Consider the following 11,819-nt stretch of genomic DNA (forward strand, 5'->3'; position numbering starts at 1 on the left):
GTGCGTGCCGGCGGTCCTCCGTGTCAGCGCGATGCGCTTTAAGAACACCAGCAAAAAAGGCGGCGGCTACTCGAGCCACCGCCTTCCTCAATTTCCGAACGAAGAATCAGCCCTTGATGGCGGCCGTCAGATCGTCATAGGCCTTGCAGGCGTCGGCCGGCGTGGTGGCGCCCTGATATTTGGTCGTCACAGCCTGCACCTTGGCGGTCAGGTCGGCGGCCTTGGTCGGATCCTTGGTGATCGCTTCCTGCAGCGCGGCGGTCATTTCCTGCGCCTTCTTGGCCGCGATTTCCTGCGTGCATTCAGGCGCCTTCGAACAGGCCGATGCGGCAAGCATGGCGACACCCACGCCGACGAGCAAAAACTTCTTCATGTCAGTCATTCTCCTCACGAAGGCAGAACTTGATCGTCGCTGCCTTCCAACGGCCGAAGCCTGGCGTCCCATAGCCGCCGATTGCGGCAAAACGCAACGTGTGCGGCGCATAAACCTGTGCAGCGCTGCTGCAACGGCGCGGACGGCCTGATTGAGGCCGCCCGTGTCAGACGAAGCGAGGTTTCAGCCACGAGGCTGCAGCAGCGCCAGTGCGGCCGTCGCCGCGGCAAGGACGGCGGTTAGGGTCAAAGGTCCCGTAGCGCCATAGGTGTCCACGACATAGCCGCCGACAACCGCACCGACGGTGATGGCAACCTGGAAGGAAGTGACCATCAGGCTGCCTGCTGCTTCCAGCGCATCAGGTGCCGCGCGAGACATATTGGTCGGCAGCACCACCGGCGCCATGCCGAAGGCGAAGCCCCACAGCGTAACAAAGCCGAAGGCAACGCCGGTTTGCGCGCCCCAAAGCACCAAAGCGAGTGCCGCAAACGCCATCAACGCGGCGGTAACTGCGAGGGCCATGTGGATGTTGGTGTCGGCCAGGCGGCCACCGGCAATATTGCCGATCACAGCGGCGATGCCGAACCCGAGCAGCGCCAGGGCAATCGGCCCGGTTGTGAGGAGCGTCACCTGTTCGAGGAACGGGCGCACATAGACCGAGCCGGCAAAATGCCCGGTCATCAGCAGAACAATGGCAAGCATGCCGAGTTGGATGCCACGCCGCCGTGTCAGCCGAAAGACGTCTGCAAGGCTGTTGCTTGCCGCCGCAGGCAAGGTCGGCAGGCTGAGAAGCTGCAGCAGCATGGCAAGCGCGGCCAGCCCCGCCGTCATGGCCATCGCGCTGCGCCATCCCAGCCAGTCACTGATCAACGCACCCATCGACGGCGCGGCAATGGTCGCGAGCGAGACGCCGAGGGTCACGATCGCCATGCCGCGACCTGTCGCATTGGCGCCGACCAGCCGCGCCACGACGGCAACGGAAAGTGCCCAGAAAGCGCTAAGAGCGATCCCCAACCCGGCCCGGCCCAGCAACAGCAGCCAGAAATTGGGCGCCAGCGCCGCAAGAATATTGGAACCGACCGCCAGGGCCATGAGGCCAACCAGCACCGCCTTGCGGTTCAATCGGCCGATGAGAACATTGCTCAACATGGCCGTCACGGCGCCAACGGAAGCGGTGGCGGTGACGACCTGTCCGGCAGTTCCCTCGCTGATGCCGAGATCGCGCGCCATCGGCGTCAACAGACCTGCCGGCAAGAACTCGGCTGACACCAGGGCAAAGCTGGTGGCCGCCAATGATAGGACCGCAAACCATGTGGCCGCGCTCCACGCGGCTGGTGCATCGGCATCAAGGCCGATTGCGGCGTCTTCAAGCTGTAATGTTGTGTCCGTCACGGAAAGATCTCCACAGTTGGAGATCTTAGATAGGCGAGTCCGCCCGGATGTTATGTACCTTAAAATCCGAAATTCATATCCATTCGTCCGGGAATTGTGCGACGCACAACGCCTGGCGAGACATTGGTGATGCGCTTGAACGCGCGGGCGAAGGACGCCTCGGAATCATAGCCCAAACGGGTAGCGACTTCGGCAACCGACAAGCCGTTTTGGCCCAGCAATTCGCGGGCAAGCTGCATTCGCAGGCGGGCGAGATAATGTGCGGCACCCTCCCCCAATACCGCGCTGAAGCGCTCGGCGAAAATCGAACGCGATTGGCCTGCCACGCCGGCGAGGCTTCCCAGCGTCCAGTTGTGGCCGGGGTCGCGGTGCATGGCCGCCAGAGCGCGGCCTATATGGGGGTCGCGGATGGCTGCGAGCCAACCGGTGGTCGATGCGCCGTTGCAATTGACCCAGCACCGGATGAGCCTGGCTGTCAGCAAATCCGCCATACGCGACAGGATGGTGGCGCTGCCCATCTGCGGTTGCGCGGCCTCCACCGTCATGGCCGCCAGCAAAGGGCCGACCATCGGGTCATTGCCGGCCACGTCGCAACCCTTGATGAGAGGCGGCATCAACGTGATCAACGGATTGAGCGCATAGGAGCCGAGAGACATGGAGCCGCAGAAAAGGGTGCTTGTCGCGCCCGTTCCCTGCCGTATCACTTCGCAAACGTTGCCGCCCAACTTGATCACCTGGCAGCCCTCGAGCGAATCGCCCACCACGTCCGGCGCACTCGCCAGCCGATGGGCGATGCCTTGCGGCAGCAGCACCAGATCGCCATCGCGCAACTCCTGCCAGCCTTGCGCTTCGGTGTGAATCCAGCATGGACCCTGGCCGACAAAGTGAAAACGAAGCAGTTGTTGTTGCGGAAAGTCTATGCTCCATGGGTGCCGGAGTTCGCAGCGGCCATAGTTGACGCCACTCAAGCGAAAGTCTTGCAGAACTTCGCTGAGCGCATCCATCGGGATATGTGGCAGCGGCGACGGCCGGGACGAATAATCAGGCATTTGTCAGATATAGATACCGGCCGTCCGACAGGCAAGCGCAGACTGTTGTTCCACCGGGGAATCGCTGCCACGGCACCCTACCCATCCTGGCAGGCTTCCCGCCCTTGCCTCCCGCTCCCGGTGCATGCAAGGAGTGCTGTCGGACACAGGGACAAGAGGCATGGCAGCGGAAGCATCGGGCAGCGATCTCATTCAGGTGGTGGCGCTGCTTGCCGCAGGCGTCGTCGCCGTTCCGATCTTCAAACGCATGGGGCTGGGCTCGATCCTAGGCTATCTCGCCGCGGGCGTGGTCATCGGCCCGTTCGGTATTGGCATTTTTTCCGAATCGGAAGCCATCCTGCATGTCGCCGAACTCGGCGTGGTCATGTTCCTGTTCATCATCGGGCTGGAGATGCAGCCGTCGCGGCTATGGGGCCTGCGCCGCGAGATTTTCGGCCTCGGCGCGCTGCAGGTCGGCGTCTGCGCCTTGCTGCTCACCGGTGTTGGTCTCGCCGGCGGCTTTCCGATCGCGCAATCCTTCGTTGCCGGCGCCGGCTTTGTCCTGACCTCGACGGCGATCGTCATGCAGCTTCTGGAAGAGCGTGGCGAGATGGCCAGCCCCAAGGGCCAGCGCATCGTGTCCATCCTGCTGCTCGAGGATCTGGCAATCGTGCCGCTTCTGGCGCTGGTCGCCTTCCTGGCGCCGGGCGGCAGCGAGATGACCCTGCAGCAAAGGCTGACCGAAATCGGCATCGGTCTTGGCGCCATCGTCGGGCTGGTGGTGGCCGGCCGCTATCTGCTCAACCCGTTCTTCCGCATCCTGGCCGACGCCAAGGCGCGCGAAGTCATGACGGCGGCAGCCCTTCTGGTCGTGCTGGGGTCGGCGCTGGTCATGCAGCTTTCCGGCCTCTCGATGGCGATGGGCGCCTTCCTCGCCGGCGTGCTGTTGTCGGAATCGACCTTCCGCCACCAGCTGGAGGCCGACGTCGAGCCATTCCGCGGCATCCTGCTTGGCCTTTTCTTCCTCGCCGTCGGCATGTCGCTCGACCTACATGTGGTGGCCGACAACTGGCGGCTGATCGCCGTCTATGTCGTCGCCTACATGGCGATGAATGCGCTCGGCATCTACCTCGTCGCCCGCTTGCTGAAGAGCGGTCATCGTGAAGCGCTGGAACGCGCCGTGATCATGGCGCAAGGCGGCGAATTCGCCTTCGTCCTCTATTCGGCCGCGGCGGCGGTTGGCATCATCGACAGCCGGGCCAACGCAACGCTGACCGCGATCATCATCATCTCCATGGTGCTGACGCCGCTGGCCATCATTGCGCTCAAATATTTGACGCCGCGCGACGAGCAGTCGCTTGAAGGCGTCGACATCGCCGACGGCCTTACCGGCAGCGTGCTGGTCATCGGCTTCGGCCGTTTCGGCCAGATCGCGAGCCAGCCGCTTTTGTTGCGCGGCATCGATGTGTCGATCATCGACAATGATGTCGAAATGATACAGGCGGCCGCCGATTTCGGCTTCAAGGTGTACTATGGCGACGGCACGCGGCTCGACATTCTGCGCGCCGCAGGTGCAGGCCGCGCGCGCGCCGTGCTGATCTGCGTCGACAAGCCGGACGCCACGGTGCGCATGGCGGAACTGATCAAGGCGGAGTTCCCGCTGCTGACCGTCCTGGCACGCGCGTACGATCGCGGCACCGCGCTGTCGCTCATCCGCGCCGGGGTCGACTTCCAGCTGCGCGAGACCTTCGAATCGGCCCTCGTCTTCGGCGGTTCCGCGCTCGAGGTTTTGGGCGTTGAGCCGGAAGATGTCGCCGATGTCATCGAGGATGTGCGACGGCGCGACAATGCCCGACTGGAGACGCAGCTGGCCGAAGGCGTCCGCGCCGGGCAACGTTTCCTCAGGGGCAATACCGGCACGCCGATCCCGACGCCGCTGACGCAACCGCGCCGGCCCGGCCAGGCGCTGAACGAAGAGACGGCCGGCGTGCTGCACAAGCCCGAGCCCGCCGATCAGGGGGAAAGCTGATGACCGCATCGGATGAGCGCGCGCTCGCCGTCACCAAATTCTGGCGCGAGGCCGGCGAAGACGCGTGGTTCGAGAAGAACGACGTCTTCGACGCGGATTTCCGCAGCAGGTTTCTCGACCTGCACTTTGCCGCCGCGCGGCGCGAGTGCGACGCATGGTCGGAGCATGCCGAGGGTTCGCTGGCGCTGATGATCCTGCTCGACCAGTTTCCGCGCAACTGCTTTCGCGGCTCAGGCCATATGTACGCCACCGATCCGCTGGCACGGCACTTTGCCGCCAAGGCGATTGCGGCCGGCCATGACCTTTCGCTGGAAGAAAACCTGCGCGTCTTCCTGTACCTGCCCTACGAACATTCGGAACTGCCCGCCGACCAGGACAGATCGGTCGAGCTCACCACCGCCAGGGCGCCGGAGTATGTGAAATACGCCATCGAGCACCGCGACATCATCCAGCGCTTCGGCCGCTTTCCGCACAGGAACAAGATGCTTGGCCGCGAGACGACGGCGGACGAACAGGCATTTCTCGATGGCGGCGGCTTCTCCGGTTAACCCAGCCACCAATCGCGGCCGGAAGCCAGCCGCTCTATGCCTGACGTATCGACGGCGCTGAGCCGCTCGGTCACGCTCCTGCCGCCCACCGCCAGATCCGGCGCGATCTCTGCCAAGGGCGCCAGCACGAAGGCGCGCTCCACCATTCGGGGATGCGGCACTTCCAGCCCGGTTTCGTGGATGATGCGGTCGCCGAACACCAATATGTCGATGTCGATCAGGCGCGGACCCCAGCGCTCCTCGCGCACCCGCTTCAGCTTGCGCTCGGCCTCGAGGCAGAGGTCGAGCAGCGCCCTTGGCGCCAGCGCGGTCGAGATTTCGGCAGCGGCGTTGAGGAAATCCGGCTGGTCGAGCTTGCCCCAGGGCGGCGTGCGATAGAGCGAGGAGACGGCGATGACACGCGTGTTCTCGTCGGCGTCTAGCAGGCGCAGCGCCGTGGCCATCGAGGCCGAGGGATCGCCGAGATTGCCACCAAGGCTGAGATAGACCGTGTTATTGCTACTCTGGCCAGACAACGGTCACCTCGACGTAATCGAGCACGCCGGGCACCGGTGCGTTGGGCTTGCGCACGGTGATCTCGGCCTTCCTGATCTGCGGAAACCGTGAAGTCAGCGCCTTCGCTACTTCGAGCGCCAGCGCCTCGATCAGGAAACGGCGATGTCCAGTGACGATCTTTTCAATCACCGTGAAGGCGATGCCGTAATTGACGGTGTCCTCGATGGAATCATCCTCCAGTGGGCGGCTGGGCTCGACCGTCAACTCGGCATCGACATAAAAACGCTGGCCAAGCGCCTCTTCCTCATCCAGCACGCCGTGCCGGGCAAAGAAGGCGCAGTTCTTCATGCGGATGACGTACATTTCTTAGTGTCCTGGGCTCAGCGTCCTGGCTTTTCGCGCGCCAGCATAGCATCGGCGACCGCCAGTGCGTCCACGTTGATTGCGACATCGTGGACGCGAAACAGATCGGCGCCCTTCAGCCTCAGAATGACACTGGTGGCTGCCGTCCCGGCGGCGCGCGCGCCGGCTTCGCGGCCGGTGACGGTGCCGATGAAGCGTTTTCTGGAGGTGCCGGCCATCAAGGGAAAACCGAGCTCCTTAAGCTCGGAAAACCGCGCCATCAGGTCGAGGTTTTCCTCAGCCGTCTCCTTGGCGAAGCCGAAGCCGGCATCGAGTACGATATGATCGTCCGCAACGCCGCTGCGCCTGGCGACTTCCAGCGAAGCCTTGAGGAACAAAAACTGGTCGGCGATGACGTCGGGCAGTTTTTGCCGCCCGCGCCCGGTATGCATGATGACCAGTCCGGCGCCGGTCTCGGCGGCGACGCGGGCGATGCCGGGTTCACGCTGCAAGCCCCAGACATCGTTGACGATATGCGCGCCGGCGGCGACGGCGAGGCGCGCGGTTTCCTCGCGATAGGTGTCGACCGAAATCAGGGCTTCGCCTGAACTGGCGAGCGCGGCGATGACCGGCAGGATGCGGGCCTGCTCTTCTTCAGGCGTCACGGGCGAGGCGCCGGGGCGCGTCGATTCCCCGCCGATATCGACGACGGCGGCGCCTTCTTCCACCATGCGGTGCGCCTGCGCCACCGCCTGGTCAGGCGTGATGAACAGTCCGCCATCCGAAAAACTGTCGGGCGTGACGTTGAGAATGCCGACCACAATGGCTTTCTCGCCAAGGTCGAGATGGCACTTATGCGCCAGTTGCCATCGCCTTGTCGTCATTGTCCTTCAACCATGTGTCTCATTGGCATGTGGCTCATTGGCATGTGGCTCATCGAGCGCTTGCAATCCATCAACGATGCGTGATCGGTGGAAGATCAATTCCGTTGCGCCGGCAACGGCCGTAAAGCAAGGTGAGTGAAGAGGCAACATGATGAAACGACCCCTGCTCTGCGCCCTGATGCTGGCTTTGACCGTCCTGCCGGCGAATGCTGCCAATCTGGTGAAGACCTACAGCTATTTTGCCATCGGCGGCAGCACGCTCGATGACATCGAGACGCAATTGTCGAAGCATGGACCCGAGGTGAAAAGCACCGGGATGCGGCATCCAGGCGCCACCCAGATGGCGTTCACCACCCGCATCAGCTACGCGCAAACCGCTGACACCTGCCGCATCGCCAAGGCTGCCGTCACCGTCAAGGTCAAGGTCATCCTTCCGGAGTGGCGCCGGCCGCGCAAGGCCGATCCCGATGTCAGGCTGTTCTGGGACACGCTGTCGGCAGACATCAAGCGCCATGAGGAGCGTCATGTCGAGATCGCCAAGAACCACGGCCGCCTGCTCGAAGACGCGCTGAACGCTAGCTTTGCGCAAAAGACCTGCGCCGGGGCAAAGGCGAAGGCGGCGCAGATCACCGCGGCCGAACTCGCCAGGCATGACCAGGACCAGTTGCGCTTCGACCGCGTCGAAGGCGTGAATTTCGAAAGCCGCATCCTGCGGCTGCTGCGCTACCGCATGCAGCGCGTCCAGAACGGCCAGCTTCCGCCCGGCTGAACCACAGGGCTGATACCAAGCCAATTCTGCCGAAACATGAGGCCAGCCCCAGAAAATTTTCGGGCAAAGGTCGAAATCGGCCTATACGGGACGACATATGTCAGGCTCGCAAGATATGTCAGGTGGCAAGGCGCGAGCTTCGAAACACCAGATCAAGACCAATCGAGGCGGCGTATAGCGGAGCGGCCATTGGCGCCGCGCAATCGCTCGCAGACACTGTGGATGCACTGATATGGACCAGGCTGTCGACAAGCCGGCTAGGGTGGCGCCCGCCGCGCCGCTTACGGAAAGCGAGAAGAACGTCATCATCGCCGGCATCCTTTTGTCGATGCTGCTGGCGGCGCTCGACCAGACCATCGTCGCGCCGGCCATGCCGACCATCGGCCGTTCGCTCGGCCACGCCGACTACCTGCCGTGGATCGTGACCGGATATCTCCTGACGGCGACGGCCATGGCGCCGCTCTACGGCAAGATTTCCGACGTCTATGGCCGCCGGCCGACCGTCTATGCGGCGATCCTGATCTTCCTTCTGGGATCGCTGGTCAGCGCCATGGCCCCCAACATGTTCGTGCTGGTCATCGGCCGGGCGATCCAGGGTGCGGGCGGCGGCGGCCTGTTCGCCCTGGCGCAGATCGTCATCGGCGACCTGGTGCCGCCGCGCGAACGCGCGCGCTATGCCGCCTGGATTTCGGGCACCTGGGCTGTCGCCAGCATCGCCGGGCCTTTGCTCGGCGGCGGATTTGCCGAACATCTCCATTGGTCGCTGATCTTCTGGATCAACATCCCGCTCGGCATCTTGGCCATGGCCATCATCAACAAGCCGCTGCGCAAACTGCCGGTCGCCGCAAAGCGGCATCGCATCGACGCGCCGGGCGCGCTGCTTCTGGTGGTGGCGACGGCATTGCTGCTTTTGGCCCTCAACTGGGGCGGCAGCGCCTATCCATGGGCTTCGCGCGAGATCGTCGGCCTGCTCGCCTGTTCGGCGGTCTTCTGGGCTGCGTTCGCTTTGCGGCTGATGCGTGCGGCCGAGCCGCTGATCTCGCTTGAAGTGCTGAGCAATCCGATCGTGCTTGCCGGCACGGCGTCGATGTTCCTGCTGCAGGCCGCCAATATCGGCCTGTCGGTGTATCTGCCCGTCTATCTGCAGTCGATCATCGGCCTGTCGGTCAGCCAGTCGGGCCTTGCCATGCTCGGCCTGCTGCTCGGAACGGTCGCCGGCGCGACGTTCAGCGGCCGCACGATACCGCGCTTCTTCCACTACAAGCGTATCGCCATGGTCGGCGTTCTCTTCGCCATTATCTGTCTTGGCGTGCTTAGCCTGGTCGCCGGCCGCGCCTCGCTGCTGGTGGTCGAGCTCTTGACCATCTGCATCGGCCTTGGAAGCGGCACCACTTTCCCGGTCGCCACCGTATCGGTGCAGAACGCCGTCGACCGCGCGCATCTCGGCGTTGCCACCGGCGTGCTGACCTTCCTGCGTTCGCTGGGCAGCGCGCTCGGCGTCGCCATGCTCGGCGCCGTCGCGCTCGGCTATGGCCTGCCGCTTGCCGGCGAAGGCGCGCCGGCTGCCGGACAGATCGTCTCGGCGACGCCCTTCATGATGATCTTCCTTGCCGCGGCCGTCACGCTCGTGCTGGCGCTGATGACGCTGGCGCTGATGCCGGAGAAGTCACTGCGCGGCCGCGACGACGCCGAGGCGCCAGTCGTTCTGGTGGAGTGATCCGGAAAGCCCTGTAGGACCTACTCCACGACGCCGAGCTTCTTCTGCAGGCTGGTCGACGACGTCGTGTACTGGAAGACGATGCGCTCACCGGGGCTGATGATGCGCTTGGCGGCCTGCGCCATCAGCGCCACCTCGTGAAAACCCGACAGGATCAGCTTCAGCTTGCCTGGGTACCAGTTGATGTCGCCGACGGCAAAGATGCCTGGCACCGAAGTCTGGAATTTCTCGGTATCGACCGGAATGAGGTTCTCATGAAGGTTGAGCCCCCATTCGGCGATCGGGCCGAGCTTCATGGTCAGGCCGAAGAACGGCAGCATGCGCGTGCACGGCACCTCGATGTCGCCGTCAGGCCCGCCCTTGATGGTAGCAGAGGCCAGCTCGCCGTCGGCGCCGGTCAGGCCGCTCACCTGGCCGACCCGGAACTCCAGCTGCTTCATCTCCTGCATGGCATACATCTTGTTGACGCTGTCGGGCGCCGCCCTGAATTCCGCGCGCCGGTGGACCAGTGTCACGCTTTTTGCCACCGGCTGCAGGTTCAGCGTCCAGTCGAGTGCGGAATCGCCGCCGCCGACGATGACGAGGTCGTGGCCGCGGAATTCCTCCATACGGCGCACCGAATAGAAGACGCTCCTGCCCTCATAGGCCTCGATGCCGGGAATGGGCGGCCGTTTGGGCTGGAACGAGCCGCCACCGGCGGCGATCACCACCACCTTGGCTTCGAACACCTCGTTCTCGTCGGTGGTGACCCGAAATGAGCCGTCGTCAAGCTTTTCCAGGCTGGAGACCATGCGGTTGAAGGTAAAATCTGGCTTGAACGGGTGAATCTGCTCGAGCAGTCTGTCGACCAGGCCTTGCGCCGAGATCGATGGCCAGCCTGGAATGTCGTAGATCGGCTTTTCCGGATAGAGTTCGGCGCATTGGCCGCCCGGCCGGTCGAGGATGTCGATCAGATGGCACTTCATGTCGAAGAGGCCAAGTTCGAACACGGCGAACAGGCCGACCGGACCCGCCCCGACGATGAGTGCGTCCGTCTTGATTACATCGGTCATGCCAGGCGAGCCTCATTGTCAAACTGGGGCGAAACTGGCGCGAGACTGCATGAGCATTGGCCCGCTGCCAAGCGGCGGCGGGAAAAATCAGATGCTACGGGAGATCAACCCTGGCGAGCCGGCACGCGCACGACGAGGCCGTCAAGCGCGTCGCGCACCTTGATCTGGCAGGACAGCCGCGAGTTCGGCTGGACGTCATAGGCGAAGTCCAGCATGTCCTCTTCCATCGCCTCCGGCTCGCCGACCTCGGCCGTCCAGGCTTCGTCGACATAGACATGGCAGGTCGCGCAGGCGCAGGCGCCGCCGCATTCTGCCTCGATGCCCGGCACCGCGCTACGGATCGCATTCTCCATGACGGTCGAGCCGTTTTCGGCCTCGACATCGAAAGGAGTGCCGTCATGGGCAATGAAGGTCAGCTTGGTCATTTATCACCTGAAGGGAGTCCCAGCCGAGATAATCACTCCACCGGACAAGTCAACTGCGGCGCGAAAGCGCCGCTTTGTGACGTTTTTTCGGAAAGCTGGCCAAAGCACGCCCTGGCCCCGTCGATTCATCCCGGTGGCCGCTGCCGAGCGGCAGCCATTACCGGCTGATGGCGGCGATGAAATCGCGCACTTCCTCGATCAGGGTGCCGAGGCGCTTGAGGATGCGCGCATCTTCCGGCTGCTGTTCGATCGAGGTGGCGCAGTCGGCGATGGCAAAGGCGCCGACCCCGCGCGCCGAACCTTTCAGCCCATGCGCCAGAAGCAGTCGCTCCCTGACATCGGCATCGACTATTCTGTCGCGGACGGAAAGCGCCTGCTGTACGAACAGCGCCAATACCTCCTGTTCGAGGGCGCGATCGCCCATAGTCTGACGGGCCAGATGGGCCAGATCCACTGGGCGCGAACGGGCCGGTCCCGACGCATCGCCGCCCGGCATTGAGAAGGCAATGCCGCTTTCACCGCGTACCAATTTGAAACTCCTTGTGCCGATCGCCGAAAAACTAGGCGATTTCCGTCGCCAACGCGTTAATGAATGGGCTGGAAAATTGTTGCCGTTGAGGCGGTTAGATCACGTTGTCGTTAACCTTATATTTAAAGTTTTACGTATCTCGCGGAATGCATGTTTTCTTTACCCCTGTGTGTCATTACGATACGAAGGTCCATTTTCAGCCTCCTGCGTGGGATAAGACGAGCCAGAATCAGGCA

13 protein-coding genes are annotated in these 11,819 nt (G+C 63.5%); 4 read left to right on the forward strand and 9 right to left on the reverse strand.

What is annotated here, in order from left to right; translation table 11 throughout:
- Nucleotides 1–106: 106 nt before the first annotated feature.
- The 3 genes from NKJ77_RS14350 to NKJ77_RS14360 all read right to left on the reverse strand — a co-directional run bounded on the left by NKJ77_RS14350 (nucleotide 107) and on the right by NKJ77_RS14360 (nucleotide 2,814).
- Nucleotides 107–373, reverse strand: a complete 267-nt coding sequence (locus tag NKJ77_RS14350; protein WP_023685989.1) for a hypothetical protein — start codon at nucleotides 371–373, stop codon at nucleotides 107–109.
- A gap of 183 nt (nucleotides 374–556) precedes the next feature.
- Nucleotides 557–1,765, reverse strand: a complete 1,209-nt coding sequence (locus tag NKJ77_RS14355; RefSeq protein WP_023688655.1) for an MFS transporter — start codon at nucleotides 1,763–1,765, stop codon at nucleotides 557–559.
- Between the two features lie 59 nt (nucleotides 1,766–1,824).
- Nucleotides 1,825–2,814 carry an AraC family transcriptional regulator gene (locus tag NKJ77_RS14360; protein ID WP_023673498.1) on the reverse strand — a complete coding sequence of 330 codons (990 nt, stop codon included), beginning with the start codon at nucleotides 2,812–2,814 and terminating at the stop codon, nucleotides 1,825–1,827.
- 160 nt (nucleotides 2,815–2,974) lie between these two features.
- Here NKJ77_RS14360 and NKJ77_RS14365 point away from each other — a divergent pair, with 160 nt between their 5' ends.
- Nucleotides 2,975–4,822, forward strand: a complete 1,848-nt coding sequence (locus tag NKJ77_RS14365) for a monovalent cation:proton antiporter-2 (CPA2) family protein (protein WP_023833163.1) — start codon at nucleotides 2,975–2,977, stop codon at nucleotides 4,820–4,822.
- The gene (locus tag NKJ77_RS14370) at nucleotides 4,822–5,370 is read left to right on the forward strand and encodes a DUF924 family protein (protein ID WP_023673500.1); all 549 of its coding nucleotides are present in this window, start codon (nucleotides 4,822–4,824) and stop codon (nucleotides 5,368–5,370) included. The genes NKJ77_RS14365 and NKJ77_RS14370 overlap by 1 nt, the downstream gene beginning before the upstream one ends.
- On the opposite strand, the gene folK is transcribed toward NKJ77_RS14370, so the two are convergent.
- From folK to folP, 3 genes are read right to left on the reverse strand one after another with little or no spacing between them, the layout of a single operon-like run.
- A complete protein-coding gene (gene folK / locus NKJ77_RS14375) occupies nucleotides 5,367–5,885 on the reverse strand; it encodes a 2-amino-4-hydroxy-6-hydroxymethyldihydropteridine diphosphokinase (protein WP_031196151.1) in 519 nt (172 codons plus the stop codon). The two genes, NKJ77_RS14370 and folK, sit on opposite strands and share 4 nt — an antisense overlap.
- The gene (gene folB, locus NKJ77_RS14380; RefSeq protein WP_023673502.1) at nucleotides 5,869–6,228 is read right to left on the reverse strand and encodes a dihydroneopterin aldolase; all 360 of its coding nucleotides are present in this window, start codon (nucleotides 6,226–6,228) and stop codon (nucleotides 5,869–5,871) included. Before folB ends, folK begins: the two co-directional genes overlap by 17 nt.
- 17 nt (nucleotides 6,229–6,245) lie before the next feature.
- Nucleotides 6,246–7,091 (reverse strand): dihydropteroate synthase, encoded by an 846-nt coding sequence (folP, locus tag NKJ77_RS14385; protein ID WP_023742509.1) that lies wholly within the window; start codon nucleotides 7,089–7,091, stop codon nucleotides 6,246–6,248.
- Nucleotides 7,092–7,239: 148 nt separating this feature from the next.
- On the opposite strand from folP, the gene NKJ77_RS14390 reads away from it, so the two are divergent.
- Nucleotides 7,240–7,860, forward strand: a complete 621-nt coding sequence (locus NKJ77_RS14390; RefSeq protein ID WP_031196153.1) for a DUF922 domain-containing Zn-dependent protease — start codon at nucleotides 7,240–7,242, stop codon at nucleotides 7,858–7,860.
- A gap of 232 nt (nucleotides 7,861–8,092) precedes the next feature.
- Nucleotides 8,093–9,577: an MDR family MFS transporter gene (locus tag NKJ77_RS14395; RefSeq protein WP_023833166.1), complete on the forward strand. Its 1,485-nt coding sequence runs from the start codon at nucleotides 8,093–8,095 to the stop codon at nucleotides 9,575–9,577.
- 20 nt (nucleotides 9,578–9,597) lie between these two features.
- Here the strand turns inward: NKJ77_RS14395 and NKJ77_RS14400 are convergent, their stop codons facing one another.
- The 3 genes from NKJ77_RS14400 to NKJ77_RS14410 form a co-directional block, all read right to left on the reverse strand.
- The gene (locus NKJ77_RS14400; RefSeq protein ID WP_023673506.1) at nucleotides 9,598–10,629 is read right to left on the reverse strand and encodes an NAD(P)/FAD-dependent oxidoreductase; all 1,032 of its coding nucleotides are present in this window, start codon (nucleotides 10,627–10,629) and stop codon (nucleotides 9,598–9,600) included.
- 104 nt (nucleotides 10,630–10,733) lie between these two features.
- The gene (locus NKJ77_RS14405) at nucleotides 10,734–11,054 is read right to left on the reverse strand and encodes a 2Fe-2S iron-sulfur cluster-binding protein (RefSeq protein ID WP_023673507.1); all 321 of its coding nucleotides are present in this window, start codon (nucleotides 11,052–11,054) and stop codon (nucleotides 10,734–10,736) included.
- 157 nt (nucleotides 11,055–11,211) lie between these two features.
- Entirely contained in the window at nucleotides 11,212–11,550 is a 339-nt protein-coding gene (locus NKJ77_RS14410) for an Hpt domain-containing protein (RefSeq protein ID WP_023688665.1), read from the reverse strand.
- Nucleotides 11,551–11,819 lie beyond the last annotated feature (269 nt).

The sequence above is a fragment of the Mesorhizobium sp. M0052 genome (assembly GCF_040323255.1).
Taxonomy (GTDB): domain Bacteria; phylum Pseudomonadota; class Alphaproteobacteria; order Rhizobiales; family Rhizobiaceae; genus Mesorhizobium.

What these genes read in the sequence shown, in the direction of transcription:
- NKJ77_RS14370 (WP_023673500.1), top strand. Translation starts at nt 4,822, where the DNA reads ATGACCGCATCGGATGAGCGCGCGCTCGCCGTCACCAAATTCTGGCGC.
- NKJ77_RS14410 (WP_023688665.1), bottom strand. Translation starts at nt 11,550, where the DNA reads ATGCCGGGCGGCGATGCGTCGGGACCGGCCCGTTCGCGCCCAGTGGAT.
- NKJ77_RS14350 (WP_023685989.1), bottom strand. Translation starts at nt 373, where the DNA reads ATGAAGAAGTTTTTGCTCGTCGGCGTGGGTGTCGCCATGCTTGCCGCA.
- NKJ77_RS14390 (WP_031196153.1), top strand. Translation starts at nt 7,240, where the DNA reads ATGATGAAACGACCCCTGCTCTGCGCCCTGATGCTGGCTTTGACCGTC.
- NKJ77_RS14395 (WP_023833166.1), top strand. Translation starts at nt 8,093, where the DNA reads ATGGACCAGGCTGTCGACAAGCCGGCTAGGGTGGCGCCCGCCGCGCCG.
- NKJ77_RS14365 (WP_023833163.1), top strand. Translation starts at nt 2,975, where the DNA reads ATGGCAGCGGAAGCATCGGGCAGCGATCTCATTCAGGTGGTGGCGCTG.
- NKJ77_RS14360 (WP_023673498.1), bottom strand. Translation starts at nt 2,814, where the DNA reads ATGCCTGATTATTCGTCCCGGCCGTCGCCGCTGCCACATATCCCGATG.
- folB (WP_023673502.1), bottom strand. Translation starts at nt 6,228, where the DNA reads ATGTACGTCATCCGCATGAAGAACTGCGCCTTCTTTGCCCGGCACGGC.
- folP (WP_023742509.1), bottom strand. Translation starts at nt 7,091, where the DNA reads ATGACGACAAGGCGATGGCAACTGGCGCATAAGTGCCATCTCGACCTT.
- NKJ77_RS14400 (WP_023673506.1), bottom strand. Translation starts at nt 10,629, where the DNA reads ATGACCGATGTAATCAAGACGGACGCACTCATCGTCGGGGCGGGTCCG.
- NKJ77_RS14405 (WP_023673507.1), bottom strand. Translation starts at nt 11,054, where the DNA reads ATGACCAAGCTGACCTTCATTGCCCATGACGGCACTCCTTTCGATGTC.